The sequence below is a fragment of the Achromobacter sp. UMC46 genome (assembly GCF_014170335.1).
Lineage (GTDB): Bacteria > Pseudomonadota > Gammaproteobacteria > Burkholderiales > Burkholderiaceae_B > Achromobacter.
Genome location: NZ_LZZS01000031.1, coordinates 60314 through 86492 on the forward strand (window position 1 = coordinate 60314; position 26179 = coordinate 86492).

At 67.5% G+C, this 26179-nt stretch carries 23 protein-coding genes; 12 read left to right on the top strand and 11 right to left on the bottom strand.

Annotated elements, in window-relative coordinates; translation table 11 throughout:
* Nucleotides 1–84 precede the first annotated feature (84 nt).
* The 10 genes from A9973_RS21200 (at nt 85) to A9973_RS21245 (ending at nt 12102) form a co-directional block, all read left to right on the top strand.
* Entirely contained in the window at nt 85–1554 is a 1470-nt protein-coding gene (locus tag A9973_RS21200) for an NAD-dependent succinate-semialdehyde dehydrogenase (protein WP_183015655.1), read from the top strand.
* Nucleotides 1555–1572: 18 nt separating this feature from the next.
* On the top strand, nt 1573–3207 hold the full coding sequence (locus A9973_RS21205) for a GMC family oxidoreductase (protein WP_183015656.1): 1635 nt from the start codon (nt 1573–1575) through the stop codon (nt 3205–3207).
* 43 nt (nt 3208–3250) lie between these two features.
* Nucleotides 3251–4453 carry an ABC transporter substrate-binding protein gene (locus A9973_RS21210; RefSeq protein WP_183015657.1) on the top strand — a complete coding sequence of 401 codons (1203 nt, stop codon included), beginning with the start codon at nt 3251–3253 and terminating at the stop codon, nt 4451–4453.
* 84 nt (nt 4454–4537) lie between these two features.
* Entirely contained in the window at nt 4538–5452 is a 915-nt protein-coding gene (locus A9973_RS21215) for a branched-chain amino acid ABC transporter permease (RefSeq protein ID WP_183015658.1), read from the top strand.
* Nucleotides 5449–7230: a branched-chain amino acid ABC transporter ATP-binding protein/permease gene (locus A9973_RS21220; RefSeq protein ID WP_183015659.1), complete on the top strand. Its 1782-nt coding sequence runs from the start codon at nt 5449–5451 to the stop codon at nt 7228–7230. The genes A9973_RS21215 and A9973_RS21220 overlap by 4 nt, the downstream gene beginning before the upstream one ends.
* A 9-nt stretch (nt 7231–7239) precedes the next feature.
* Nucleotides 7240–7962, top strand: a complete 723-nt coding sequence (locus tag A9973_RS21225) for an ABC transporter ATP-binding protein (RefSeq protein ID WP_183015660.1) — start codon at nt 7240–7242, stop codon at nt 7960–7962.
* A 10-nt stretch (nt 7963–7972) separates the two neighbouring features.
* Nucleotides 7973–9163 carry a CaiB/BaiF CoA-transferase family protein gene (locus tag A9973_RS21230; protein ID WP_183015661.1) on the top strand — a complete coding sequence of 397 codons (1191 nt, stop codon included), beginning with the start codon at nt 7973–7975 and terminating at the stop codon, nt 9161–9163.
* Nucleotides 9164–9174: 11 nt separating this feature from the next.
* Nucleotides 9175–10116 carry a hydroxymethylglutaryl-CoA lyase gene (locus tag A9973_RS21235; protein WP_183015662.1) on the top strand — a complete coding sequence of 314 codons (942 nt, stop codon included), beginning with the start codon at nt 9175–9177 and terminating at the stop codon, nt 10114–10116.
* An 86-nt stretch (nt 10117–10202) separates the two neighbouring features.
* Nucleotides 10203–10988, top strand: a complete 786-nt coding sequence (otnI, locus tag A9973_RS21240; RefSeq protein ID WP_183015663.1) for a 2-oxo-tetronate isomerase — start codon at nt 10203–10205, stop codon at nt 10986–10988.
* 133 nt (nt 10989–11121) lie between these two features.
* On the top strand, nt 11122–12102 hold the full coding sequence (locus A9973_RS21245) for a tripartite tricarboxylate transporter substrate binding protein (RefSeq protein WP_183015664.1): 981 nt from the start codon (nt 11122–11124) through the stop codon (nt 12100–12102).
* Between the two features lie 40 nt (nt 12103–12142).
* Here A9973_RS21245 and A9973_RS21250 read toward each other — a convergent pair whose 3' ends face one another.
* Nucleotides 12143–13051: an EamA family transporter gene (locus A9973_RS21250; protein ID WP_183015665.1), complete on the bottom strand. Its 909-nt coding sequence runs from the start codon at nt 13049–13051 to the stop codon at nt 12143–12145.
* A gap of 44 nt (nt 13052–13095) precedes the next feature.
* The gene (locus A9973_RS21255) at nt 13096–13740 is read right to left on the bottom strand and encodes a LysE family translocator (RefSeq protein ID WP_183015666.1); all 645 of its coding nucleotides are present in this window, start codon (nt 13738–13740) and stop codon (nt 13096–13098) included.
* Between the two features lie 192 nt (nt 13741–13932).
* Between A9973_RS21255 and A9973_RS21260 the strand changes: the two genes are divergently transcribed.
* The gene (locus A9973_RS21260) at nt 13933–14403 is read left to right on the top strand and encodes an Lrp/AsnC family transcriptional regulator (RefSeq protein ID WP_183015667.1); all 471 of its coding nucleotides are present in this window, start codon (nt 13933–13935) and stop codon (nt 14401–14403) included.
* Here A9973_RS21260 and A9973_RS21265 read toward each other — a convergent pair.
* A complete protein-coding gene (locus A9973_RS21265; RefSeq protein ID WP_183015668.1) occupies nt 14390–15379 on the bottom strand; it encodes a tripartite tricarboxylate transporter substrate binding protein in 990 nt (329 codons plus the stop codon). The two genes, A9973_RS21260 and A9973_RS21265, sit on opposite strands and share 14 nt — an antisense overlap.
* Before the next feature lie 140 nt (nt 15380–15519).
* Nucleotides 15520–16443 (bottom strand): LysR family transcriptional regulator, encoded by a 924-nt coding sequence (locus A9973_RS21270; protein WP_183015669.1) that lies wholly within the window; start codon nt 16441–16443, stop codon nt 15520–15522.
* Between the two features lie 150 nt (nt 16444–16593).
* On the opposite strand from A9973_RS21270, the gene A9973_RS21275 reads away from it, so the two are divergent.
* A complete protein-coding gene (locus A9973_RS21275) occupies nt 16594–17766 on the top strand; it encodes a M20 aminoacylase family protein (RefSeq protein WP_183015670.1) in 1173 nt (390 codons plus the stop codon).
* Between the two features lie 14 nt (nt 17767–17780).
* On the opposite strand, the gene A9973_RS21280 is transcribed toward A9973_RS21275, so the two are convergent.
* Genes A9973_RS21280 through A9973_RS21310 form a run of 7 tightly spaced genes read right to left on the bottom strand, consistent with a single transcriptional unit; the run spans nt 17781 to nt 26161 of the window.
* Nucleotides 17781–20243: a mechanosensitive ion channel family protein gene (locus A9973_RS21280; protein ID WP_183015671.1), complete on the bottom strand. Its 2463-nt coding sequence runs from the start codon at nt 20241–20243 to the stop codon at nt 17781–17783.
* Nucleotides 20244–20287: 44 nt separating this feature from the next.
* The gene (locus A9973_RS21285; RefSeq protein ID WP_183015672.1) at nt 20288–21067 is read right to left on the bottom strand and encodes a 3-oxoacyl-ACP reductase; all 780 of its coding nucleotides are present in this window, start codon (nt 21065–21067) and stop codon (nt 20288–20290) included.
* Between the two features lies 1 nt (nt 21068).
* Nucleotides 21069–22079: an ABC transporter substrate-binding protein gene (locus A9973_RS21290; RefSeq protein WP_183015673.1), complete on the bottom strand. Its 1011-nt coding sequence runs from the start codon at nt 22077–22079 to the stop codon at nt 21069–21071.
* 20 nt (nt 22080–22099) lie between these two features.
* Nucleotides 22100–22864: an ABC transporter permease gene (locus A9973_RS21295; protein ID WP_183015674.1), complete on the bottom strand. Its 765-nt coding sequence runs from the start codon at nt 22862–22864 to the stop codon at nt 22100–22102.
* Nucleotides 22861–23625 carry an ABC transporter ATP-binding protein gene (locus A9973_RS21300; protein ID WP_183015675.1) on the bottom strand — a complete coding sequence of 255 codons (765 nt, stop codon included), beginning with the start codon at nt 23623–23625 and terminating at the stop codon, nt 22861–22863. Before A9973_RS21300 ends, A9973_RS21295 begins: the two co-directional genes overlap by 4 nt.
* On the bottom strand, nt 23622–25082 hold the full coding sequence (locus A9973_RS21305; RefSeq protein ID WP_183015676.1) for an acyl-CoA reductase: 1461 nt from the start codon (nt 25080–25082) through the stop codon (nt 23622–23624). Before A9973_RS21305 ends, A9973_RS21300 begins: the two co-directional genes overlap by 4 nt.
* Nucleotides 25079–26161: a long-chain fatty acid--CoA ligase gene (locus A9973_RS21310; protein WP_183015677.1), complete on the bottom strand. Its 1083-nt coding sequence runs from the start codon at nt 26159–26161 to the stop codon at nt 25079–25081. The genes A9973_RS21305 and A9973_RS21310 overlap by 4 nt, the downstream gene beginning before the upstream one ends.
* Nucleotides 26162–26179 lie beyond the last annotated feature (18 nt).

Genomic DNA, 26179 nt, shown 5'->3' on the forward strand with positions numbered 1-26179 from the left:
GCCCGTTGCTATTCTCCCCAAAAATAGCGACCGGCCCGCCTGTTTGAGCGGACGGCGCAAGAAGGATGGATGGAGCGCAAAGCAATGAATCTGCAGAATAGCCAGCTGCTGCGGCAGCAGGCGTACATCGGCGGCGCCTGGTGCGACGCCGACAACCGGGCCACCATCACGGTGCGCAACCCCTTCGACGCCAGCCTGCTGGGCACGGTCCCGAACCTGGGCCAGGCCGAAACTGCGCGTGCCATCGCGGCCGCCGATGCCGCGCTGCCGGCGTGGCGGGCCAAGACGGGCAAGGAACGCGGGGCCATCCTGCGGCGCTGGCATGCCTTGATCGAAGCCAACAGCGACGACCTGGCGCTGCTGCTGACGCTGGAGCAAGGCAAGCCGCTGGCCGAGGCCCGCGGTGAACTGAACTACGCGCTGTCGTTCGTGGAATGGTTCGCCGAGGAAGCCAAGCGCGTTTACGGCGACGTGCTGCCGCATACGCGCAGCGACCAGCGCATGCTGGCCATCCGCCAGCCCGTCGGCGTGTGCGCCGCCATCATCGCGTGGAACTTCCCGTCGGCGCTTGTCACGCGCAAAGTCAGCCCGGCGCTGGCCGCGGGCTGCACCGTCGTGCTCAAACCGTCCGAGCTGACGCCGTTCACCGCGCTGGCGCTGGCCTGGCTGGGCGAGCAGGCAGGCATCCCCGCGGGCGTGCTGAACGTGGTCATCGGCGACCCGGCCCCGATCGGCACGGAACTGACGCAGAACCCCACGGTGCGCAAGCTGACCTTCACCGGCTCGACCCAGACCGGGCGGCTGCTGATGCAGCAAAGCGCGTCCAACATCAAGAAGCTGTCACTGGAACTGGGCGGCAACGCGCCGTTCATCGTGTTCGAGGACGCCGATCTAGACGAGGCCGTGCAGGGGCTGGTGCTGTCCAAGTTCCGCAACGCCGGCCAGACCTGCGTCTGCGCCAACCGTGTCTATGTGCACGCCAGCGTGGCGGACGCGTTCAACGACAAGCTGCTGGCCGAGATCCGCCGCATGAAAGTGGGCGGCGGCCTGGAAGACGGCGTGACGCAAGGTCCGCTGATCGATCAGCGGGCGGTCGACAAGGTGACGCGCCTGGTGGCGGACGCCACCGCGCACGGCGCCACGCTGCTGGCGGGCGGTAAGCTGCGCCAGGCCGGCACCCTGCTGTTTGAACCGACGCTGCTGACCGGCATCACCGACGCCATGGCGCTGGCCCACGAAGAGATCTTCGGGCCGGTGGTGGGCATCAGCACCTTCGAATCCGAAGCCGCCGTGCTGGCGCGCGCCAACGACAGCGCCTCGGGCCTGGCGGCCTATTTCTACACGGCCGACCTGGAGCGCTTCTGGCGCATGATGGAAGGGCTGGAATACGGCATCGTGGGCGTCAACACCGGGGCGGTCTCCAACGAGGTCGGCCCGTTCGGCGGCATCAAGGAATCGGGCGTGGGCCGCGAAGGCTCGAAGTACGGCATCGAAGAGTTCCTCGAAATCAAGTACGTGTGCCTGGCCGGCAAGTCGTTCAACGCGCCGCGCTAACCCACCGGGAACCCTGACATGAGCCAAGCACAGCAAGCGTCCCTGCGGGATGCCGACGCGTTCGATTATGTGATCGTCGGTTCCGGCGCGGCCGGTTCCATCCTGGCCAACCGCCTGTCGGCCGATGGCGCGACCGTTTGTGTGCTGGAAGCCGGCCCGCCGGACAACAGCCCGTACCTGCACATTCCGGCCGGCTTCATCAAGGCCGTGTTCAACAAGAAATACGCCTGGCAATTTTCCAGCGAAGGCACGGCGCAAACCAATGGCCGGCGCGTGCCGATTCCGCAGGGCCGCACGCTGGGCGGCTCTACGTCCATCAACGGGCTGGTCTACAACCGCGGCCAAGCGGCCGACTTCGACCACTGGGCCAGTCTGGGCAACCCCGGCTGGGCGTATGCCGACGTGCTGCCGTATTTCAAGTCGATGGAGCGCCGGGAGGGCGGCGACGACCGCTACCGCGGCCGCCAGGGCGAACTGCCCGTCACCGACATCGACTGGATCCATCCGCTGTGCGAGGCCTTCATCGCCGGCGCGGTCGAGCAGGGCATTCCCCGCAACCCCGATTACAACGGCGCCGAGCAGGCGGGCGTGGGCTACTTCCAGCGCACCATCAGCAACGGCTGGCGCATGAGCACCGCCAAGTGCTTCCTGAAGCCCGCGATGGCGCGCAAGAACCTGGACGTGCGCACCTATGCGCAGGCCACCCGCGTGCTGTTCGACGGCGCGCGCGCCGTGGGCGTGGCCTATTGCCACCCCGCGCATCCCGCCCGGGTGCGGACCGTCCGGGCCAATCGCGAAGTCATCGTCGCGTGCGGGGCGATCAACACGCCCAAGCTCTTGCAGCTGTCCGGCCTGGGGCCGGCCGAGCTGCTGCGCGAACACGGCATCCCCGTCGTCTGCGACCTGCCGGGCGTGGGTGAAAACCTGAGCGACCACTACTCCGTGCGCATCGTGGCGCGCGTGAAGAACAGCCAGACCATGAACGAGCTGGTCAGGGGCCTGAACCTGGCCGGCCAGATCAGCCGCTGGTTGTTCAAGCAGCCCAGCATCATGGCGCTGAGCCCGTCGCTGCTGCACTATTTCTGGAAATCCCGGCCGGAATTGAAGGCGCCCGACCTGCAAGGCGTGTTTACACCCGCCAGCTACAAGGAAGGCTATGTCGGCCTGCTGGACGACTTTCCCGGCATGACGGCGGGCGTCTGGCAGCACCGTCCGGACAGCCGCGGCCAGGTCCGCATCCGGTCGTCGGACCCGCTGCAAGACCCCCTCATCCTGGCCAACTACCTGGCCGACGAGCGCGATCAGGCGACCCTGGTGCGCGGCATCCGGCTGGCCCGCCGCCTGTTGCAGTCGCAGGCGCTGGCGCCGTACTTCGACAGCGAGGCGCTGCCCGGCCCGCTATGCGAATCCGATTCCGAACTGCTGGACTTCGCGCGCCGCTTCGGCGTGTCGTCCTATCACGTCAACGGCACGGCCCGCATGGGCCCGGCGGACGACAAGTACGCCGTGGTGGACGCGCAGCTGCGCGTGCACGGCGTGCAGAACCTGCGCGTGATTGATTCGTCGGTCATGCCATCCATGCCGTCGGCGAATATTTGCGCCGCGACGATGATGATCGGCAACAAGGCGGCCGACCTGATCAGGAATTCCTGAAAACCCAAGAGGCGGCCACCCGAGTGGCCCGTTAGGAGACAACGTGTACACCAAGCATTTCCCCCAGACCATGAAGGCCCTGCTGCTGTCGGCGGCCCTGATGGGCGCCAGTGGCGCCGCGCTGGCCGACGACATCAAGATCGGCTTCAACAGCGACATGTCGGCCACCGGGTCGGCGGACTTCGGCATTTCGGCCCTGGCCGGCGCGCGCCAGGCCGCGGACGACCTGAACGCCGCCGGCGGCGTGCTGGGCAAGAAGGTCGTCATCGTCGAACGCGACGACGTCGGCGCCCCGCCCAAGGCGATCCAGAACACCAACGAGCTGGTCGACAACATCAAGGTCAACGCCATGCTGGGCGGCGTGAATTCCGGCAACATGCTGGCCTGGCTGCACATCGTGCAGCAGAAGAAGATCCCGACGATCTCGCCGGTGGCCACGGCCACCGACATCACGGGCCGCTACGCCAAGACGCCGCCGAACTACGTGTTCCGCGTGTCCATGCGCGACCGCGACCAGATCGCGCTGCTGGCCGCCTATGCGGCGCGCGCCAGCAAGACGGGCAAGGTGGCGATCATCGCCGACACCACCGGCTACGGCCAGCAGGGCGCGAAAGACGCGCTGGAAATCCTGGCGCTGCACAAGATCACGCCGGTGGCCAACGAGAAGTTCGGTCCGAAAGACACGGACATGAGCTCGCAGCTGAACAAGATCAAGGGCTCGGGTGCGGACACGCTGATCGTCTACGCGCTGGCCGATTCCAACGCGCACGTCATGCGCAGCCTGGAGAAGATCAACTATTTCCCGACGACGCTGGCGTCCTGGGCCAACCTGAGCTCGCCGTTCCTGCGCATCGCAGGCCCCGAGCTGGCCGGCAAGATGATCTTCACGGCGTCGATCACCGAAGATTCGTCCAAAGAATCCAAGGCGTTGTACGACACGCTGATGAAGCGCGACGGCCGCGTGCCGACCTATGTGATGGCTGCGCAGGCCTATGACTCGGTCAAGCTGATCGCCGCCGCCATGGAGCAGGCCAAGTCCACCGACGGCCCCGCCGTGCAGGCCGCCTTGCAGCAGCTGTCGCAGGCGCAGGGCGTCATCAAGACGTACCAGCAGCCGTTCTCGGCGGACAACCACGAGGCGCTGTCGGTGAAGGACTTCCGCCTGGTGCGGTGGATCGACGGCAAGGTGGTGACGGTGGACGACGAGGTCACGCGCGCCATCAAGCCCGAAGACCTGAAGCTGTAAACGAGCAGTACCGCGGTACATCAAGGATCTCTCCCCCTGCGGCGGCAGCGCGGCGGGGGGAGTCGTCAAAAGGGGGCCTTCAGCATGCAAATACTACAAGCCATATTGAGTGGATTGGCCATGGGCAGCGTCTATGCCCTGGTCGCGTTCGGTTTCAGCATCACGTACACCACGACCAAGACGTTCAACTTCGGCCAAGGCGCGTTCCTGGCCCTGGCCAGCCTGATCGGCATCAGCGCGATCCTGCTGGTCACGCAAGGAAAATTGATCGGCTTTCCCAGCCCGGAGGACGTGACCTGGGGATCGTTCCTGTTCGCGCTGCTGGCGGCCATGCTGGTCCTGGGCCTGCTGGGATTCGTGCTGTACATCACCGCCATCAAGCATTTCGTGGGCGAAGCGGGGCTGTCGTGGGTGATGAGCACCATCGGCTTCGGCATCATCATCCAGAACCTGGCGCTGCTGATCTGGGGGCCGGCACCGATTGCGGTGGCCTCGCCGCTGGGCGAGGGCATCATCACGATTTTCGGCACCGGCGTGCGTCCCCAGGAGATCCTGGTGTTCGGCACCACGCTTGTGCTGATGATCGTGTTCGACTGGGCGCTGCACAAGACGAAGATGGGCAAGGCGGTGCGCGCGGTGGCATTCAGCAAGTCGACCGCCAGCCTGATGGGCATCAACGCCAATGCGGTGGCGGTGGGCGTGTTCGTCATCAGTTCGGCGCTGGCCGCGATCGCGGGCGTGATGATCGCGCCGATCGCGACCGCGTCCGTGTTCGTGGGCACGCTGCTGTCGCTCAAGGCGTTTTCGGCCGCCATCCTGGGCGGGCTTGAGAATCCGCGCGGCTGCATCTTCGGCGGCTTCCTGATCGGGCTGCTGGAATCGCTGATCGGCCTGTGGTATTCGAACCTGCGCGAGATCGCGGTGTTCGCGCTGATCATCGTCGTGCTGTATTTCCGCCCGGCCGGCATCCTGGGCCGCGTGCATGCGGAGAAGGTGTGAACATGTCCAAACTTCTCATTCCGCTGGTCGTCGCGGCCCTGGCCGTGGGTTTCGCCTATTCGGGGCTGAACGATTTCTATCTGCTGATCCTGTTTAACATCGGGGTCTATTACATCGCCGCCACCGGCTTCAACATCCTGGTCGGCCAGACCGGGCAGAAGTCGCTGGGCCATGCCGGCCTGTTCGGCGTGGGCGCCTACACCGTGGCGCTGCTGACCGTGAACTACCAGGTCAATCCGTGGCTGGCGCTGCTGTGCGCGGCGGGCGTGTCGGCCGTTTTCGGCGTGGCCATCGCCATCCCGGCCCTGAAAGTGAAAGGGCCCAGCCTGGCCATGGTCACCATCGCCTTCGGCCTGCTGATCGAAAAGATCGTGTCCGAATGGACCGACGTGTTCAAGGGCCAGGAAGGTTTCTACGGCATTACGGGGCTGACCTTCAACGGCGCCACGCTGGACAGCCGCCAGTGGGTGGTCGTGGTGGTGCTGCTGGGCCTGGCGCTGCACGCGATGACGTCCTTGCTGTTGAACGGGCGCTTCGGCCGCGGCTTCGCCGCCGTGCGCACGTCCGAAATCGCCGCGGAAAGCGTGGGCATCAGCGTCTACCGTTTCAAGATCCTGGCGTTCGCGATCAGCGCCATCACCTGCGGCATCGCGGGCGGGCTGGTGGCGCAGCAGAACCAGTACATCAACTCGGACTTCGTCAATTTCAACTTGTCGGTGTTCTTCCTGGTGCTGGTGCTGTTCGGCGGCCGCACGCCGGTGGGCTCGTTCCTGGGAGCAGTCGTGCTGACGGTGCTGGACGCCATGCTGGCGCGCTGGCCGGAAGTGCAGCATTTCGCCTACGGCCTGATCCTGCTGTTCGCACTGTACGCCATGCCGGAAGGCCTGGCCGGGCTGCTGCGCCGGGTGTTGCCGCAACGCGGCCAGCGGGACGTGTTGGCGCGCGGCGCGGCGGCCGCCGAATGGACGCCCGAGCGTGCCGTGCAGGCCGCGCAACCCGCCCCGGGCCGGGCCGCGCAGGAATTTCTGGAGGTGAAGGATTTGTACAAGGCCTTCGGCGGCGTGGTCCCGACCAACAAGGTGTCGTTCTCGCTGGCGCAGGGTTCGATCGTGTCGCTGATCGGCCCCAATGGCGCCGGCAAGACCACGACCCTGAACCTGCTGTCGGGGCTGGTCTCGCCGGACGCGGGCAGCATCCGCTTCAAGAACAAGCAGATGGTGGGCCTGTCCCCCAACGAGATCGCGGCGTCCGGCATCGGCCGCACGTTCCAGAACCTGAAGCTGTTCGACGGCCTGACGGCGCTTGAGAACGTCATGGTCGGGTTCTACCGCGTGCAGAAATCCGGGTTCTTCTCCAACCTGCTGGGCCTGCCGGCCAGCCTGGCCGAAGAGCGCCGCATGCGCCGGGAGGCATTCGCCATCCTGAAGTTCTTCGACCTGGACCGTTACGCGGACGACGCCGCCAACAGCCTGCCCTACGGGTTGCAGCGCCGGCTGGAGATCGCCCGCGCGGTGGCCGCCATGCCTGACCTGCTGCTGCTGGACGAGCCCGCGGCGGGCCTGAACCCGGCCGAAACCGACCAGCTGACCGACCTGATCGTGAAGCTCAAGGGCATGGGCCTGACCATCCTGCTGATCGAACATCATATGGATCTGGTCATGGCGATTTCGGACCACATCGTCGTGCTGGACTACGGCGTGAAGATCGCCTCGGGCCTGCCGAACCACATCCAGGAGAACCCGAAAGTGATCGAAGCCTACCTGGGCGCGCCCGCATAGGAGACCACCATGAGCCGATTACTGGATATCAAAGACCTGGCGGTCAGCTACGGCGCCGTCAACGCGCTGAAGCGGGTGTCGCTGCATGTGGACACGAACGAGATCGTGACCATCATCGGCGGCAACGGCGCGGGCAAGAGCACGATGATGCGCGCGCTGTCGGGCATCGAGAAGTCCACGGGATCCATCACGTTCGCCGGGCAGGACCTGGGGGGTGTCAGCGCGCACAAGCGCGTGGGGCTGGGCATCGCCCACGTGCCGGAAGGCCGCCAGGTGTTCCCGGACCAGACCGTGTTCGACAACCTGATGCTGGGCGCCTTCCTGCGCAAAGAGCCGCCGGCCGAGCTGGCCGCCGAGATCGAACGCTGCTTTGCGATGTTCCCGCGCCTGAAAGAGCGCCGGGACCAGTATGCGGGCACGCTGTCGGGCGGCGAACAGCAGATGCTGGCCATCTGCCGCGCGCTGATGAGCAAGCCGCGCATCCTGATGCTGGACGAGCCATCGTTGGGGCTGGCGCCGCTGATCGTGGCCGAGATCTTCAAGATCATCAAGTCGCTGAAAGAACGCGGCATGACGATCCTGCTGGTCGAGCAGATGGCCAACCAGGCGCTGGCGATTTCGGACCGCGCCTATGTGCTGGAGGTGGGCTCCATCGTGATGGAGGGCACCGGCCAGGAATTGTTGGCCTCCGAGCGCGTGCGCGAGGCCTATCTGGGAAAACACAAGAGCTGACGAGGCAATCATGTCATCCAAACCTTTGAGCGGGATCCGTGTGCTGGAGCTGGGCCAGCTGATCGCCGGGCCGTTCGCCGCCAAGATGCTGGGCGAATTCGGCGCCGAGGTGATCAAGATCGAGCCGCCCGGCAAGGGCGACCCCCTGCGCAACTGGCGCCTGATCCATGACGGCACGTCCGTCTGGTGGCAGGTGCAGTCGCGCAACAAGAAGTCGGTCAGCCTGGACCTGCGCCAACCCGAGGCGCAGGACCTGATCCGCGCGCTGGTCAAGGACATCGACGTTGTGGTCGAGAACTTCAAGCCGGGCACGATGGAAGGCTGGGGGCTGGGTTGGGAAGACCTGCGCGCGATCAACCCGCGCCTGGTGATGCTGCGCGTGTCGGGCTACGGCCAGACGGGCCCCTATCGCGACCTGCCCGGTTTCGGCGCCATCGGCGAAGCCATGGGCGGCCTGCGCCACCTGAGCGGCGAGCCGGACCGCACGCCCGTGCGCGTAGGCATCTCCATCGGCGATTCGCTGTCGGCCCTGCATGGCGTGATCGGCATCCTGCTGGCGCTGCGCGCCCGCGACCAGAACGGCCAGGGGCAGATGATCGACGTGGCGCTGTACGAGTCCGTCTTCAACATGATGGAAAGCCTGCTGCCGGAATATGCCGTGTTCGGCGAAGTGCGCCAGCCGGCGGGCAGCAGCCTGCCGGGCATCGCGCCCAGCAACGCCTACCGCTGCCAGGACAACAAATACGTGCTGATCGCCGGCAACGGCGACAGCATCTTCAAGCGCCTGATGGGCGTGATCGGACGCCCGGACCTGGCCGACGCGCCGGAACTGGCGAATAACGCCGGCCGCGTGAAGCACGTGGTGATGCTGGACGACGCCATTTCGCAATGGACCGGCCAGCATCCGCTGGACGAGGTGCTGGTCCGCCTGAACGAAGGCCAGATACCTGCCGGCAAGATCTACGACGTGGCCGACATCGCCACCGACCCCCATTACCAGGCGCGCGGCATGATCCTGGACGGCGCCTTGCCCGACGGCACGCCGATCAAGCTGCCGGGCATCGTGCCCAAACTGTCGGAAACGCCGGGCGAGGTGCGCAGTGCCGCGCCCGCCCTGGGCCAGGACACGGACGAGGTGCTGGCCGGCCTGGGCGTGGACGACGTGAAGCGCGCCGACTGGCGCGCACGCGGCATCATCTGAAGAGGACAGCCATGAACGAAGCGAGCGAAAGCCGCAAGAAGCTCTACATCCAGGACGTGGCGCCCCGGGACGGCTTCCAGAACGAAAAGCAGTTTATCGAGACGCAGGACAAGATCGACTTCATCAACGCGCTGTCCCGAAGCGGATTCGCCAAGATCGAGGCCACGTCCTTCACGTCGCCCAAGGCGATTCCCGCGCTGCGCGACGCCGAATCCGTGATGCACCAGATCGACCGCAATCCGGACGTGGTCTACACGGTGCTGGTGCCCAATGTGCGCGGCGCGCAGCGGGCGCTGGAATGCAACGTGGACGAGGTCAACCTGGTGATGTCGGTCAGCGAGACCCATAACCGCGCCAACCTGCGCATGACGCGCGAGCAATCGTTCGAGCAGTTGAGCGACGTGGTCAACGTCGTGCGCGGCAGCCGGGTGGCGATCAACGTGTCGTTGTCCACCGTGTTCGGTTGCCCGATGGAAGGCGACATCAACGCCTTCGACGTGCTGGAGCTGGTGGGGCGCTTCGCCGCCCTGGGGGTGGATGGCGTGACCCTGTGCGACACGACCGGCATGGCGTATCCCACGCAGGTGGGCAAGATCAGCCGCGAGGTCCGCCGGCTGTTCCCGGACCTGACCACGACCCTGCATTTCCACAACACGCGCGGCATGGCGCTGGCCAACACGCTGGCGGCGCTGGAGGCGGGCATCGACCGCTTCGACGCGTCGCTGGGCGGTCTGGGCGGCTGCCCCTACGCGCCGGGCGCCAGCGGCAACGTCTGCACGGAAGAACTGGTGCACATGCTGGAGTTGATGGGTTACGACACGGGCGTGGACCTGACCCGTATCCTGGGCATCGCGGCGACGCTGCCCGCGCTGGTCGGGCACGACATCCCCAGCCAGATCCTGAAGGCGGGGCCGCGCCTGACGCTGCATCCGGCACCGGAATCGGGCACCTGAACGGCGCGACTGGGCCCGGCGGCTGATGCCCGGGCGGCGGGCGTTGTGCTAAGTTGCCGGGAATGCCGCCCGGCCCGGAGCCCGCCATGCTGAAATTCGCCGCCAACCTGTCGATGATGTACCCGGAACACGCGTTCCTGGACCGTTACGCCGCTGCGGCGGCGGATGGTTTTTTGGGTGTGGAATGCATGTTCCCGTACGAAGCCCCCGCGGCCTTCGTGCGCGCGCGCATGGATGCGGCCGGCGTGACGCAAGTACTGTTCAACGCGCCGCCCGGCGTGGTCAGCCAGGGCGAGCGCGGGCTGGCGGCGCTGCCCGGCCGGCAAGCGGAATTCCAGGCAGGCATCGAACAGGCGCTGTCCTACGCGACCGCGTTGTCCTGCTCGAACGTCCATGTGATGGCGGGCCTGGCGCCGGCCGACATGCCGCGCGAGGCCCTGCTGGACTGCTACCGCGAGAACCTGGACTGGGCCGCCCGCCAGGCGCGGTCGGCAGGCGTCACGGTGCTGATCGAACCCATCAACACGCGCGACATCCCCGGCTATATCCTCAACCGCCAAGACGACGCGCATGCGGTCGTGCAGGCCGTCAACGCGCCCAATCTGAAGGTACAGATGGACTTGTACCATTGCCAGATCGTCGAGGGCGACGTCACCGCCAAGCTGCGCGAATACCTGCCGACCGGGCGGGTAGGCCACTTGCAGATCGCCGGCGTGCCGCTGCGCCACGAGCCGGACCGGGGCGAACTGGATTACGGCTGGGTGTTCAGCGTGCTGCGCGAGCTGGATTACCGGGGCTGGATCGGTTGCGAATACCGGCCCGCAGGCGACACCTCGGCCGGCCTGCGGTGGCTGTCCGCCGCTCGTGGCTGATTGCCGCTTCCGCCCCAAGCGCCCAATTCCCCGATGAGAGGCTCCCGCGCGCGAAAACGCGCATGCCGGCGAAAAACTAGTTAATATGTTAACAAATAAGAGCACTCAAACGACCGTCGAGGAGACCACGACAATGAGCACGAACTTCGTGCGCCGCGCCTTGCTGGCGGCGGCGCTGGCGGGTGCCGCCGCGCTTTCCGCCACCGTTTCCGCAGCGGATTTCCCCGACCACCCGATCCGGTGGCTGGTCCCGTTCAGCGCGGGCGGCGGCAGCGATATCGCCACGCGCATCGTCGCCAAGCATGTCGGCGAATCGCTTGGCCAGGCGGTGGTGGTCGAGAACCGCCCGGGCGCCGCCACCATCGTCGCCGCGCAGGAGACCGCGCGCGCCGCGCCGGACGGCTATACGTTGATGACTGCCGGCATGAGCACCCTGGCACTGAACCCCTGGCTGTACAAGAACCTGCCCTATGATCCGGCCAAGAACCTGACGCCGGTATCGACGCTGGTGGCGCTGCCCATCGTGCTGGTGGTGTCGCCCGATTCCGGTCTGGCCGACCTGCCCGCCGTGATGGCCTACCTGCGCAGCCCCACACCGGGCAGCTATGCGTCGCTGGGCGTGGGCAGCCCGCATCACCTGGCCATGGAATTGTTCCTGGAATCGTTCGGGGGCCAGGCGACCGCCATTCCCTATAAGGGCACGCCGCCCGCCTTGCAGGACGTCGCCTCCGGCGTGGTGCCGATGATGATGGCGGACCTGGCCGCCGCCCGGCCCCTGATCCAGGCGGGCAAGCTGCGCGCCATTGCGGTGCCGTCGGCGCAGCGGTCGGCGCAATTGCCGGATGTGCCCACGTTCGCTGAAGCGGGCGGTCACACGTTCGAAGCTGCGGCCTGGCAAGGCGTGGTGGCGCCCGCCGGCACGCCCGCGCCCATCGTTGAAAAACTTAGCCGCGCCATCGTGGCGGCGTTGCGGTCGCCCGATGTGGTCAAGCAGCTGACGCTGCAAGGCATGGAGCCCACCGGCAGCACGCCCCAGGCATTCGCCGCCTATGCCGGCGACGAGTACAAGCGCTGGGGGGCGGTGATCCGCCACAAGGGCATTTCGGCGGAGTAAACGGCAGGAGGCGTGGGCCGGCCCGGCGCCTTCGCCCAGCCTAGTCCGGAGCCGGCGGGGCAGTCAGCTTGCGTCCGCGCTGCGCCGTCGCCGCGCAGCCGGCGGACGCCAGGATGATCCCGCAGATGGCCAGCCACTGCGTCTGGGTCAGGTGTTCATTCAGCACGATCACGCCGGCCAGCGCGCCCATCGCGGGTTCCATGCTGAGCAGCACGCCGAACGTCTTTTGCGGCAGCCGCCGCAACGCCACCATTTCAAGCGAATACGGCAGCGCGCTGGACAGGATGCCCACGCCGATGCCGGCCAGGATCAGCTTGGGGTCAAGCAGCGCCATGCCCGCATGCGCCGCGCCCACGGGCAGCGCCACCATCGTGGCCGCCAGCAAACCCAGCGAGGTCGCCTGCCCGCCGTGCACGTTGCCGGCCATCTTGCCGAAGATGATGTAGAGCGCCCAGCAGACCGCGGCGGCCAACGCGTAGGCGATGCCCGTCGGGTCCAGGTCGTGGATGGATTGGCCGGTGGGGATCAGCAGCACCAGTCCGGCCAGCGCACAGGCGATCCAGACGAAATCGATCGCGCGCCGCGACAGCACGACCGCCAGGGTCAGCGGGCCGGTGAATTCGATGGCGATGGCGATACCCAGCGGCAGCGTGCGCAGCGCCATGTAGAACAGCAGGTTCATGCAGGCCAGCGTGACGCCGTACAGCGCGATCTTGGCCGCGTTCTGGCGGGTCAGTGGAAAGCGCCATGGGCGCCAGAACGCGATCAGGATGATGGCGCCGATGACGATGCGGTAGGCGGTCGTGCCCTGCGCGCCCACTTCGGGGAACAGCGACTTGGCGAACGACGTGCCGATGCACAGCGAGGCCATGGCGCCGATCAGCGACAGGGTGGGAAGCAGGGTGGAGGCCGAGGCGTTGTGCCCGGAATTCAAGGTGGCGGCGGTCATGGCGGCGGGGTGAAGCTCAATGCGTGGAAATCAAGGGCTGGAAATCAGGGGTTCGGATTCGCGGCGGTGGAGTAAAGCACAAACAGGGCCAGCCCGACCATGATGGCGCCCAGCAGGCCTTGCTGCGTGCGCAGGAACCACGGATTGCGCCCGACCCAGCCGCGGATGCGCGACGCGCCATAGGCGAAGAAGCTGCCGTAGGGCAGGCTCAGCACCTTCATCGTGATGCCCAGCACCAGCATCTGGACCCAGACGGGCCCGTTGTCCGGCGTGGTGAACTGCGGCAGGAAGGCGATCATGAACAGCAGCACCTTCGGGTTCAGCAGATTCGTCATGAAGCCCTGCCAGAAGGCGTCGCGGGCATCGCCCGGCCGCGCGCTCAAGGACACGTCGGCGGACTGCGCGCAGCGGATGATCGCCTTGACGCCCAGATAGCCCAGGTACAGGCCGCCCGCCGCCTTGATGCCCACGAACAGCGCCGGAAAGGCGCGCAGCACGGAGGCCAGGCCCAGCACCACGGCCGGCACCTGGATGAAGCCGGCCGCCACATTGCCTAACACGCTATGGAAGGCGGGGCGGAAGCCCTGTGTCATGCCGCGCGACAGCGTCAGCGCCATGTCCGGGCCGGGCGTGAGTTTGAGCGCCGCGTCGGCGGCGAGGAAAAGCAGGAAAAGCTGGAGTGAGGGCATTGCGGGATACGGCTGGAAATCCCGCGTGGCGGGTGGCAGGCTCCCAGTGTAAGCAAGCCGCCTGACGAATTCCTGCGTCCGGAGGGGCCGAAATGAAGTTTCCCGTCGAAATGGGGCCGGATTCCGTCGCGGCCGGGATTAGAATCTGGCGATGGCCCGCTCCGGCCCGATACCCATGTGTTCCGAGACCCCATGGAACTAGACGATTTCGACCTTCAGATCCTGCAAAGCCTGCAGGAAGACAACCAGCGCACCAGCCAGGACGTCGCCCAGCGCGTGAACCTGTCGCCTGTGTCCTGCCTGCGCCGCATGAAGCGGCTGCGCGAATCCAATGTGGTCACGGCCGACGTGTCGGTGGTGGATCCCGCCGCCGTGGGGCGGGGGATCATGATGGTGGTGCTGGTGTCGCTGGAGAGCGAGCGCGCCGACAAGCTCGATCAGTTCAAGCGCGCGATGCTGGGCGCGCCCGAGATCATGCAATGCCTGTCTGTCACGGGCGAGGTCGATTTCGTGCTGACCCTGACCATGGCCGACATGGCCGAATACGAGGTCTTCGCCCAGCACCACTTCTGGGGCAACCCCAACGTCAAGCGCTTCTCGACGCTGGTGGTGATGAACCGCGTGAAGAACGGCCTGACGGTGCCGGTGCCTACATCGGCTTGATCCCCAGCACCTGGATCATTTCCCGGTACTTGGCCACTTGGGCCGTCGCGTAGGCGTCGGCATCCTGCTGACTCATCGGCCGCAACAGCAGCCGCCCCTCGGCTTCCATCCGTTCGCGCAGCTCGGGTTGTTCCAGCGCATAGCCCACCGCGCGGCGCAGCGCGTCCACGGCCGGTGCCGGCGTATCCTGGCGCACGTAATAGCCGCCGGCGATCGTGTAGACGAAGTCGGGGATGGTCTTGCTTTGCGAGATCAGCGGCAGCTTGGCCAGCGGCGCGGGCAGGGTGTTGGAAAAGCTGGTCAGGATCTTCAACTGCTGTTGCGCGGCCATGCCCTCCATCGCCTGCTGGTAGGGCAGGACGGCGAAATCCACCTGGCGGCCGATCAGGTCCTGCAAGGCGGGCGCCGCGCCGCGATACGGCACGTGCAGGAATTCGGCGCCCACGCGTCGCCCCAGGTACTCCGTCATGATGTGGTACAGCGAGCCGATGCCGACGCTGCCGAAGGTCAGGGGCTTGGCGCCGGGCCGCTTTGCGTAGGCGATGAAGTCATCGACGTTCGAGACGGGCAGGTCGGCGCGCGCCAGCAGCACGATGGTGGCTTCGCTGATGGGCTGGGTCAGCCGGAAATCCTCGGGCTTGTAGCGGGCCGCCGCGTTCAGGAACGGGCTGAGGATGACTTCGTTGGGCGAACCGTGCAGGAAGGTGTAGCCGTCCGGCGCGCTGGTCAGCACGCGGCGCGCGCCCAGCATGCCGGAACCGCCGCCCACGTTTTCAACGACGACCTGCTGCTTGAGCGCATGGGCGATGTGCACGCCGAATTGCCGCGCCGAGGCGTCGCTGGCGCCGCCGGCCGGATAGGGCACGATCAGGCTCAAGGGCTTTTCGGCGGGGTAGTCCGCAGCCTGCGCCAGCGGGGCGGCGGCGCATGCCGCCAGGCAAACGGCGGCCGCCCGGGCCGGTAGGTTCCAACGCATGCTGCTTCTCCCTTGTCATTGCTGTTTTAGGGCGATCCGGTATTCCGGACGGCTCCGTGCAGTCTAGGCAGCGGCGTTTGCCCGCATCAATGTCGGGCGGCGGGTCGGATCATTGTGAATTCCGCAACGATGCGGGCGGTTCAGGTCCGCTGGGCCTCCAGTGCGGGGAATGTCTTCAGGATGTGGCGCAGCATGCTGGCGGTCGCCGGCGGCAGGTGGCGGCCGGCCAGGCTGATGACGTGGGTGCGGCTGTTGTTCAGGATCGGATTGGCCAGCGGCATGGACACCATCTGGCGGAACTGCGTGCCCTTGAGCGGCATGGACAGCGGGTTCACGACATAGCCCAGCCCCTGGCTGGCGAACTCCCACAGGATCTTGAACGAGTTGGTCAGCAGCGCGGGCTTGAGCTTGACGTTTTCGTCCAGTTCCGCCGCCTGGATGTGCTGGCGCACGCCGAACGATTCGTCCATCGCGGCCCAGCCGTAAGGTGCCAGGTCCGACAGCCTCAAGGCCCGGCGCGTGCGTGCCAGCGGGTGGTCCTTGTGGACGTGGACGCGCATCGGGGCGGCGCGCGAATAGTGCGAGCGCAGCCGCACGTCGTTGGGCGGCTGGAAGGCCAGTGCGATCTGGACGCGCTCTTCCACGATGCAGCGCACGGTTTCATTGGTGCCGGCCACGTGGATGCTGTAGGTGATGTCGGGATGCTTGCGCACGAACGACAGCAGCACGGGTTCCAGCAGCATGTCGACAAATCCCTCGCCCAGGGCCAGTTCGACGTGGCCGCGGGTGGCGCTCTTCAGGTTGTTGACCTCGGCGTGGAAGGATTCGTTCAGGTCCTGTTGCCGGCGTGCGAACAGCGCTACCAGCCGTCCGGCATCGGTCGGCACGACGCCGCGGCCGCGGCGCTCCAGCAAGGTCAGCCCCGTGTCCGCTTCCAGCCGGGCGATAGCGCGGCTGACGGCCGACGGATCGGTATTCAGCTGGTCGGCCGCAGCGCGCAACGTGCCGGTCTCGATGACTTGCAGCAGACACAGCGTCCGCTTGAACTCCAGGACATCATCCATCAGGGTCTTCCTTGCCGCGGTCCTGGCTCGGGGGAATCGTTGCAAAAACCGCATTGATAAGCAGTGATCATTGCTATCGGCTTTGTACTCGCGCCTGGCTATAGTCGATAGCGGTATTTCCCCCAAGCCCGCCATCCGGAGACCCGCCCCATGGCCATTGTCGAATCGCCCGTCAGCCCCGACCTGCTGCGTCAAATGCGCGAATGGCGCCGCGATCTGCACGCGCATCCTGAAACCGCGTTCTGTGAATTCCGCACCGCCGACCTCGTGGCGCGCGAACTGGAACGGGCCGGCGCCGTCGTGCATCGCGGGCTGGGCCAGACGGGCGTGGTGGGCACGATAGTGCGGGGCCCGGGGCCGGCGATCGGCCTGCGCGCCGACATGGATGCGCTGGACATGCAAGAGCTGGGCGATGCCTCGCACCGGTCCACCATCGCCGGCAAGATGCACGGCTGCGGCCACGACGGCCATACCGCGATGCTGCTGGGGGCGGCCCATCATCTGGCCGGCGACCCCGGCTGGCGGGGCACGCTGCACTTCATCTTCCAGCCCGCTGAAGAGCACGCGGGTGGCGGCTTGGCGATGGTGCAGGACGGGCTCTTCGACCGCTTCCCGTGCGATGCCGTCTTCGCACTGCACAACTCGCCCAACCTGCCGTTCGGGACGGTGTCCACGCGCGTGGGCACGGTGATGGCCAATTGCGACACCTACGAAATCACGGTCACCGGCAAGGGCTGCCACGCGGCCCAACCCGAACATGGGGTGGATCCCATCGTGGCGGCGACGCAGCTTGTCGCCGCCATGCAGACCATCGTCAGCCGCAACGTCAAACCCACCGATGCGCTGGCCCTGAGCCTCACGCAGATCCATGCCGGCGACACCTGGAACGTGGTGCCCAACAGCGTGATGCTGCGCGGCAGCTGCCGCACGCTGACCGCCGCCACGCGCGACCTGGCCGAGCGCCGGCTGCGCGAGGTGTGCGCGGGCGTCGCCGTGACCTCGGGCACGTCAATCGACGTGCAGGTGTTCCGCGGCTATCCGGCTTGCGTCAACACCGAGGCCGAAGTGCAACTGGCCGCCCGCGCGGCCACGCGGGCGGTGGGGGTGGAAAACGTGGACGCCGCCTGCACGCCGCGCATGGGGTCCGAAGATTTCGCCTACATGCTGCAGCAGCGGCCGGGCGCTTATGTGTTCATCGGCGCGGCGCGCCCGGGCCACGAAAACCCGCCTGTGCATAACCCGTACTACGACTTCAACGACGACATCCTGCCGTTGGGCGCGCATTACTGGGTGGAACTCGTGAAAGAGGCGATGCCGGCGTAGCCAACCGGCGGCGGTCAGCCCGGCGCCGTGCTCCCAGACGGCGGCTGCGTCGCCAGCACGGCGCCGGCGTCGCCGGAAATGCTGCGCAGATGCAGGTCGCGCTGCGGGAACGGGATCTGGATGCCGGCCTGCTTCAGCGCGTCGTACAGGGACGTCAGCAGATCGCTGCGGATATCGATCCAGCGGTCGAAATCGGTGGTCCAGGCGCGCAGGCTGAAGTCCAGCGTGCTGGCGCCGAAGCCCATGAACAGCACGACCGGCGCAGGGTCGGCCTCGATGCCCGAGGTCTGCCGTGCCACGTTTTCCAGCAGCGCGATGACCTGCTTGGGCTCCGACCCGTAGGCCACGCCGAGACTGATTTCAATGCGCCGGCTGCGGTCCAGCATCGTCCAGTTGGTCAGCTTTTCGGACAGCAGCGTGCCGTTGGGCACGATCACGTCGGCGCCCTCGAAGGTCTTGATGCGGGTGGCCCGCATGCCGATGTCGCGCACCTGGCCGGAGGTGCCGCTGATGTCGACCACATCGCCCGGTTGGATGGGCCGTTCGAACATCAGGATCAGCCCCGACACGAAGTTGTTCACGACGCCCTGCAGCCCGAAGCCGATGCCCACGCCCAGGGCGCCGAACACGATGGTCAACTGGCTGGTCTGGAAGCCCGCGGCCGACAGTGCGATGCCCAGCCCCAGCAACAGCACCAGGTAGTACGTCAGCGACGCGATGCTGTTGCCTACGCCGCGCGGCAGCGCCATGCGGGTCAGCACCTCGTCGTGCAAGACCAGGCGTATCGTGCGCGCCGCCCAGAACGCGATCACGACCGAGATCAGGAACACCAGGACGTTGCCCAGGCTGATCGAGATCTCGCCCACGGCCAGCGTGTAGGACAGCACCTCGGCCACGAACGCATAGGTGGCGCGCAGGATGCGGAAACGGTCCATCGCGTAGACCGCCCAGCCCACGGCCGCGCCGGCCGTCAACAGGCGTATCAGCAGCTGCACCAGCGGCGGCGCATGCTCGCGCGCCAGCCGGAAACGCGAGATCCCCTGGCGCGCCAGCAACAGCTGCAGCAGCGTGGTGATGACGGTCACGCCCGCGTAGAGCACCAGCCCGAAGTAGCCGCTGCCGATGACCGCGCTGGTCAGCATTTCGGCCAGGGACACGTTGCCGAACAGGTTGGCGGCCAGCGACACGCACAGCAGCGCGGCCGCGCCCCAGGCGATGGCCCGCAGGGCGTGCACCAGCCGCGTCGACGCGGTGGGCGCCATCTTGTGGCTGCGGTGCATCAACCACAGGATGGCGGCCAGCGCAGAGGCCGTCAACGCCACGGTGGACAGCCGGTAGAACAGGGTGTTGGCCAGGAACAGGAAGCCCAGCCGTTCGGCCAGGAACAAGGCGGTGATCACGTGCGGCCACTGATCCATCAGCCGGCGCGCGGCAGGCGGCAGCAGGCGCAGCACGGGCACGGCCGCCAGCACCAGCGCAACCTGCTGCACCATCAACGGCGCATCCGGCTCCAGGGCCAGCACCCCCAGCATCGACAGCAGCAGCCAGGTGGACAAGGGGCGGCCCAGCACGCCGGCGGCGGTCTCGCTCATGACGCCCGCGCGGATCGCGTCGCGGCTCTTTCGGGCCAGCCACAGCAAGAGCGGCAGCAGCAGCACCTGCAGCACGCGCAGGGCGCGCTGGTTGCCGCTGTCGGCCGCGCCGTAATCCCGGGCGAAGCGCACTTCGATGTCCAGTCCCGTCCGCAGCAAAGCCATCGTGTCTTCGCCGGCTTCCTGCGCGCGGCCCAAGTCCCATAGCGGCGCCGAATCCACGCGCATCAGGCGGGCGTCGATGTAGTCGATGGCGTCGGCGACCGAGCGCTGGCCGGTCCGGATCCGTTCCTCGACGGAATTGGCGCGCTGTTCCAGCTCGACCTGGCGGGAGAGCGGGCCGGACAAGGCCTGCCCGGCCGCGGTCAGCCGCGCCAGGACCGTATCCACGCGCTCGCTCAACGCGGACGGCAGGCTGGCCGCCTCGGGAGCATCCTTGATGGCTTGCCAGGCGGTGCGGCGCCGGAACAGGTCGGCCGCGTCGCTGGCGTACCAGGACGTGGCCTGGCGCAGGTCGGCGCGCCAGCGCGCCAGCCGGCGGGCGTCGAAGAGCCAATGCCGTTCCAGGCTTTCCACCCGCATGATGGGCAGGGTGCGCAGCTGGGCCGGCTGGAATTCATAGAGTTTTTCGTCGACGGACTTGGCGATGGCGTCCAGCGTGGGCGTGAGCGCGGCGCCCGGGTCGGCCGCCGCCACGCGTTGCAACACGCTTTCGGCGTAGCGCACATCGGTATCCGCCCGAAGGGGGATGTCGGCCATCTGGATGACGGGCGGAGGCGCCTGCGCAGGAGCGGGCGATGCCGCCGTGGCCTGCGCGTCAGCCTGGGCCGGCAGGCCCAACAGCAATCCGAACAGACCGTAGAGGATTCGTGCTCGGACGCGCATGTCGCGACTCCGTTGGGTTGCTGCGAATCAGGGTGCTACCCACTCTAGCGCATCACCAGTCCGCCGTCCACGAACAGCACCTGCCCGGTCATGAATCCGCTCCAGTCGGACGCCAGGAACAGCACGGGGCCAGCGACGTCCTCGGGCCGGGCGATGCGGCGCAGCGGGGTGGCGGCGGCCAGTTGTTCGCGGAACGATTCCTGGGCGCCCTCGCTGGCCTGGGTCGGGTAGACCAGGCCGGGGGCGACGCAGTTCACCCGGATCCCGAATGGGCCCAGCTCCGACGCCAGGTTGCGGCTGAACGCCACCAGCGCGGCCTTTGCGGTGGTGTAGTCGTGGTACGGCACAACCGGATGCTCGGTAAGGTTGGTGGCGATATTGACGATGCAGCCTTGCGCGCGCTGTTTGAAATGCGGCAGTGCGGCCTGGCAGACGTTGAACGCCGCACCGACCGCGCCGTCGAACTGCGACTGGTAATCCTGCCAGCCGAGGTCGCCGAACGCGGTGCGCTGGCGGGGATCGAAAGCGTAATGCCGCAAGGCGTTGTTGACCACGACGTCCAGCCGGCCGGCGTCCTGCACGATGCCGTCGACCATGGCGCGCACCGCGTCCGGCGAACCGACGTCGGCCTGCACGGCCCAGGCGTCGCCGCCGGCAGCCTGGCATTGCGCCACCACGGCCTCGGCCGCTTCGGCGTTGCTCAGGTAGTTGACGACCACCGTCGCCCCTTCCCGCGCGAATCCGCGCGCGATCTCGGCGCCGATGCCGCGGCTGGCTCCGGTCACCAGCACCACCTTGCCTGCGAATTTCAGGGCGGCGTTCATGTCAGGCCGCCGGCAGCAGGGTGGCGTCGACGGCGGCGGCCACATCGATGGGGCGCTGCACCAGGCCCAGCTCGTGGTAGACATCGGCCGCCTTCTGCAGCGAGTCCAGATCGATCGTGCCCAGCGGCCGTCCTCCCGAGGCGATCGACGCGGCATTGCGCAGCTTGATCACGTCCAGGTTGATGGCGCGGTCGGTACCGTCGATGGCGCGCTTGCCGGCCAGCGTGGCGGCCTCTTCGGGCTGGGCGATCATCCACGCGGCGCTGTCGCGGTAGGCCTTCAGGAACGCCCGCAGCAGCGGCTGTTTTTGCTGAAGCACGGGTTCGCGCACCACGAACAGGTCGCTGGACACGTTGAGGGTGTCGGCGACGTTCATCACGTTGACGTCGCCCAGGCCGCGCCGGCGCCCCACCAGCAGGCCGGTGTCGGTGGCCGCGGTGGCGTCCACCTGACCCTGCAGCAGCGGCGCGAAGTTCAGCACGCCGGTCACCACGATTTCAACGTCGGATTCGGTCAGGCCGGCCTGGTGCAGCAGCACCAGCAGGTTCTGGCGCGTGCCGCTGGCCAGGCTGTAGACGCCGATGCGCTTGCCTTTCAGGTCCGCCGGCCGCGTGATGCCGGCCGGTTTTAACGACACGACGTTGAAGACGTTCTGCGGATAGATGTCGTAGATGGCGCGCAGCTTTTCGCCCTTATCCAAGGCCATGAAGAACGAGCCGGGGTCGGTGAACGCCACGTCGGCCTGGCCGCTGAGGATGTTGCGGATGGCGTCGCCGCCGCCCGCGCCCGGCAGGTAGACCAGTTCCAGGCCCTGCGCCTTGAAGAAGCCCTTGTCGGGTTCGGCCAGCAGGTTGGTGATTTCGCTGATCGGCTTGCTCCAGCCGGCCAGCGTGACCTTGCCGGAAGCGGCGTCTTGCGCACTATGTGCGCGTGCGGTGAGCGGCGTCAGCGATGTCGCGGCGAGGCTTGCCGCCGCGGCCAGCAGCGCGCGGCGGGTAGGGGACGGGAGCATGGGAAGCGTCCTGGAAAATGTCATGGGTGATCCGAATAGGGGCGCAGCAGGCGCCGCTCGAGCATCAGGGTGGCCTGATAGCCCAGCAGGCCGATGACGGCGATGGCGGCCAGCGCCGCGAACATGAGGGGCGTGTCCATCATGCCTTGCGCGGCGATGATGACGGCGCCCAGCCCGCGGCTGGCGCCGATGAATTCGCCCACCACGGCGCCGACCAGCGCCAGCACCAGCGCCACGCGCAAGCCCGCCAGGATGCCGGGCAGGCCTGCAGGCAGTTTCAGGCGCAGCAAGGTCTGCGCGCGCGAGGCGCCCAGCATGCGGAACAGTTGCAGCCGGTTCGGATCTACCTGCCGCAGGCTGGTCAGCGTGTTTTCCATCAAGGGGAAAAAGCAGATCAGGGCGGTCATGCCCACCGTGGGCGCCATGCCGAACCCGAACCACAGCACGAACAGCGGGGCCAGCGCCAGCTTGGGGACAACCTGGCTGACGATGACATAGGGCTTGAGCACGCGGTCCAGCAAGGCCGATTCGGCCAGCGCCACGCCCATCGCCAAGCCGGCCGCGCCGCCCAGCGCCAGGCCCAGCAGCATCTCCGCCAGGGTCGCGCCAATATGCGGCCACAGGTAGCCGGTGGCCAGGCTGGTCCACAGCGTCTTGGCCACGGCGGACGGGGCGGGCAGCACCAGCGCGGAAATGCCCGCTTGCCGCACGGCCGCCTCCCAGGCGCCCACCAGGACGACAAGCAGGGCGACCGCCAGGAACCGGGAGGGGAAGGCCTGTTTCATGGGCGGGCCCCGTTCATGATGTCGAACACCTGCGCGCAATGCGCATTGAAAGCCGCGCCATGCCGCATCGACTGCGTGCGCGGCGCGGGCAGGTCCACGCGCAGGTCGGCCGCCATGCGCCCCTGATGCATGACCGCGACGCGGTCGCCCAGGTACACCGCTTCGCCGATGTCATGCGTGACGAACAGCACGGTCGTCTTGCGCAGGCGGCACATCCGCATCAGGTCGTCTTGCAGTTCGCCGCGCGTGATCGCATCGAGCGCGGCGAAGGGCTCGTCCAACAGCAGCAGGGCGGGGCGCAGGATCAGCGCCCGCGCCAGCGCGGCCCGGCTTTGCTGGCCGCCGGACAACTGCCGCGGGTAATGCCGCGCATGGTCGGCCAGGCCCAGCATCTCCAGCAGTTCGTATGCGTGTTCGATGTCGTCCGCCGTGGGCCGGCGTTGCAGCGACACCGGCAGCAGCACGTTGTCGACGACGCGCCGCCATTCCAGCAGCGTGGGCGCCTGGAAGACGTAGCCCAGCTTCGGGCCGGGCACGGCGGGCGTGCCGTCCCACAGCCGGACGCGGCCCGATTGCGGCGTCAGCAAGCCCGCGGCCAGCTTCAGCAGCGTTGTCTTGCCGCAGCCGCTGCGGCCGACCAGGCAATGAAATCCGCCGGCATCCAGCCGCCAGTCGATGCCGTCGACGACGGGTGGCCGGCCCGGGTAGGTGTAGACCGCCTGTTCAATGTCCAGGAAGGGCGCGGACGGGTCGGCGCTCATGGTTCGTAGCGCGCGAACGGCTCGGCGGCGGCTTCGGCGGATTGCTCGATCTCGGCCATGCGGACCAGGTCCAGCAGATTGAAGCGGCCATCGTGATGCCATCCGGCTTCGGGCATGCTCATCGCGCCGATGGCGCTCACGCGCGTGACGCCCGCCGCCCCGAGTTGATCGGCCAGCCGGTACAACTCTTCCGGCGTGGCGGCCACGCCGGCGGTTTGCAGGAATTCGCGGTGGGGCGCGACCCGGGGCGCCACGTCGTCCAGCGCGTCGATGGCGGCCACGGTGATGCTGCGTTGCAAAGCGGTCGGCGCCAGGGCGCCGGCATCATCGGCATAGGCGACGCTCCATGCCGCGTCTACGTCGCCGATCAGCGCGTCCGCGCCATCCGGCGCCAGCGTCCATTCGATCGACTGGCGCCACTTCGCGACCGAGGCCGACTCTTCCAGGTCCAGCGCGCGCCGCGGAAAGCGCCGCTGCAGGTTCGACAGTTCGCCCGCCAGATAGCCGGCGAAGTCGCGCGGCGAAACCGGGCCACCGCGCTGCACGTAGAAAACGTGCGGCGAATAGCAGCCCTGCTGGTCATAGCGCATCACGTCCCAGGCGGCGCGGCGCGCCAGGGCAGGCGCCTTCTGGGCATCCAGCGCCATCGCGCTGACCACGCCGAAACCCAGCTTGTGGCCGTGTGCTAGAAAGCGCGTCGTGACCGGCAGGCGCCGCTGGATGGCGTGCAGCGCATCGTTGCCGCCATACGCCACTACCGTGTCGGCCTGGGCGTAAAGCGCCGACGCGTCCTCGCCGCCCGCGCCGCGCCACCACACCACCGCCAGGCAATCGGCCAGCGGTGGATGCACCTCTGCGAGCAATCGTGCGAACCAGCCCGCGAACAACGGCTCGGCGGTGGGCAGTTTTCCGATATTGCCGGCCTTCACCAGCAGGCCGCACACCAGGCTCCACAGCGCCAGCGCAGGCACGTTGCCGGCCCAGCTGTGCGCCAGCAGCTGCGGACCATAGGCGCGCACCGCGCCGCCTTTGGCCGCAGGCTGGAATGCGTCCAGCACCTTGGGGTTGGCGAAATCTTCGGCCACGAAGCGATGCAGCTGCGGCGCGCGGAACGTCTTGAAAAAGCCGGTCAGCCCCAGCCGTACCATCTCGGCGTCGTAGCCGCTGACGACCGGCAGCAGCGCATCGGCCTGCCGCCGGTACGGGTCGTCGGGATCCAGCAGGCGGGCGATGGCGCGGTCGATGACGGTGATGATCTCCGATACCGTCATCGTCTTCAGATGCTGCGCGCTGGCGCGTTTGACGCGCTCGGCAAGCGCCTGCATCTGCGGCGCGGACAGCACCGGCACCGCGACGTCGACGCGCTGGCCGTCCTGCTCGAACGGCAAGACTTGCCATTGGACATCGGCCGGGGCCAGCCCCGGCAGGTATCCCGCCTCGACGCGAAGGGTCTTCATGGCGTGGCCGACCGGATGAACTCTTCGACCGCCAGCGAGCAGCCCTTGGCCTGGGCGCCCTCGGCGCGGCCCAGCAGCAGGAAGCCGCCGTCTGCCGGCAGTCCGACGTCTTCCGTCAGGATGGTGTTGACCGAATTGAAGTTGCCCAGGTCGCAGTGCGCCAGGATGCCGCGTTCGCCGGCCGGCACCGTGCGGCCGGTGGCCGGATCGACCAGGCGCGAACGGATCCAGTGCGGACCCGACTTGACCGACGGCACGACGGCGTTGCCGTCGTCGTAGAACTGCGTGCTGAGTTCCGTCATGCCATACATGTTGATGCACAGCGCGCGCGGCACGCCCAGCAGTTCCGAGAGTTCCGAATAGAACGTGTCCAGCGGCAATTCGCGCGACTGGCCCTTGTAGCCGCCGGTGTCCAGGATGCGGCTGCCCGGCGGTAGCTGGAACGAGCGGCCTTCCTTGCGCAGCGCGTCGATGACGTGCACGAAGCTGAAGCTGGCGCCCAGCAGCGCATAGGGCTCGCCCCGGCGCTCGGCCTCTTCCAGCCGGCGCCACAGGCCGTCCAGGTCGATGCCCTGCGGCGACATGAAATAGCGGCTGTCTTCGGTGCCGAAGGCGGACTTCGCCAGCGCCAGGTAGTGCGCCAGCGACGAATTGGGCATCGCGATTTCGTCGGGGAACAAGATGCCCATCGGCAGGCGCGCCGTGCCCTGCATGACGCGCTTGTCGAAATTGCGGGTCATGGACAGGTCGTAGACGTCCAGATGCGGATGGAAGTGGCGCCCGCGCATGTCCGCGCGCGTCGTGCCGCTGGTCATGAACACGCGCTCGTCGGGGCGGGCGGGTTCGCAGCGCAGCTCCATCGCCTTGAAGGCGTCGATGGGCACCGCCGGAATGTCGCTCCACGTCTTCACGTTGCGCACCGTCGCGCCGCGGCGCTGGCAGAAGCTGCGGTAGGGCGCGCTGGCGCCGTACTGATAGGCGAAAAGCCGCAGCGCAAGCTGATCGAACTGTTCGTCGGTGCAGCCGTCCTGGGCGATGAATTCGAGTAGTTCCGCGACCGGCGCGGCGGCATTGTTCATGGGCGTTCGTTGATTCCA

What these genes read in the sequence shown, in the direction of transcription:
- A9973_RS21200 (WP_183015655.1), top strand. Translation starts at nt 85, where the DNA reads ATGAATCTGCAGAATAGCCAGCTGCTGCGGCAGCAGGCGTACATCGGC.
- A9973_RS21205 (WP_183015656.1), top strand. Translation starts at nt 1,573, where the DNA reads ATGAGCCAAGCACAGCAAGCGTCCCTGCGGGATGCCGACGCGTTCGAT.
- A9973_RS21215 (WP_183015658.1), top strand. Translation starts at nt 4,538, where the DNA reads ATGCAAATACTACAAGCCATATTGAGTGGATTGGCCATGGGCAGCGTC.
- A9973_RS21225 (WP_183015660.1), top strand. Translation starts at nt 7,240, where the DNA reads ATGAGCCGATTACTGGATATCAAAGACCTGGCGGTCAGCTACGGCGCC.
- A9973_RS21230 (WP_183015661.1), top strand. Translation starts at nt 7,973, where the DNA reads ATGTCATCCAAACCTTTGAGCGGGATCCGTGTGCTGGAGCTGGGCCAG.
- A9973_RS21235 (WP_183015662.1), top strand. Translation starts at nt 9,175, where the DNA reads ATGAACGAAGCGAGCGAAAGCCGCAAGAAGCTCTACATCCAGGACGTG.
- otnI (WP_183015663.1), top strand. Translation starts at nt 10,203, where the DNA reads ATGCTGAAATTCGCCGCCAACCTGTCGATGATGTACCCGGAACACGCG.
- A9973_RS21245 (WP_183015664.1), top strand. Translation starts at nt 11,122, where the DNA reads ATGAGCACGAACTTCGTGCGCCGCGCCTTGCTGGCGGCGGCGCTGGCG.
- A9973_RS21250 (WP_183015665.1), bottom strand. Translation starts at nt 13,051, where the DNA reads ATGACCGCCGCCACCTTGAATTCCGGGCACAACGCCTCGGCCTCCACC.
- A9973_RS21255 (WP_183015666.1), bottom strand. Translation starts at nt 13,740, where the DNA reads ATGCCCTCACTCCAGCTTTTCCTGCTTTTCCTCGCCGCCGACGCGGCG.
- A9973_RS21260 (WP_183015667.1), top strand. Translation starts at nt 13,933, where the DNA reads ATGGAACTAGACGATTTCGACCTTCAGATCCTGCAAAGCCTGCAGGAA.
- A9973_RS21265 (WP_183015668.1), bottom strand. Translation starts at nt 15,379, where the DNA reads ATGCGTTGGAACCTACCGGCCCGGGCGGCCGCCGTTTGCCTGGCGGCA.
- A9973_RS21270 (WP_183015669.1), bottom strand. Translation starts at nt 16,443, where the DNA reads ATGGATGATGTCCTGGAGTTCAAGCGGACGCTGTGTCTGCTGCAAGTC.
- A9973_RS21275 (WP_183015670.1), top strand. Translation starts at nt 16,594, where the DNA reads ATGGCCATTGTCGAATCGCCCGTCAGCCCCGACCTGCTGCGTCAAATG.
- A9973_RS21280 (WP_183015671.1), bottom strand. Translation starts at nt 20,243, where the DNA reads ATGCGCGTCCGAGCACGAATCCTCTACGGTCTGTTCGGATTGCTGTTG.
- A9973_RS21285 (WP_183015672.1), bottom strand. Translation starts at nt 21,067, where the DNA reads ATGAACGCCGCCCTGAAATTCGCAGGCAAGGTGGTGCTGGTGACCGGA.
- A9973_RS21290 (WP_183015673.1), bottom strand. Translation starts at nt 22,079, where the DNA reads ATGCTCCCGTCCCCTACCCGCCGCGCGCTGCTGGCCGCGGCGGCAAGC.
- A9973_RS21295 (WP_183015674.1), bottom strand. Translation starts at nt 22,864, where the DNA reads ATGAAACAGGCCTTCCCCTCCCGGTTCCTGGCGGTCGCCCTGCTTGTC.
- A9973_RS21300 (WP_183015675.1), bottom strand. Translation starts at nt 23,625, where the DNA reads ATGAGCGCCGACCCGTCCGCGCCCTTCCTGGACATTGAACAGGCGGTC.
- A9973_RS21305 (WP_183015676.1), bottom strand. Translation starts at nt 25,082, where the DNA reads ATGAAGACCCTTCGCGTCGAGGCGGGATACCTGCCGGGGCTGGCCCCG.
- A9973_RS21310 (WP_183015677.1), bottom strand. Translation starts at nt 26,161, where the DNA reads ATGAACAATGCCGCCGCGCCGGTCGCGGAACTACTCGAATTCATCGCC.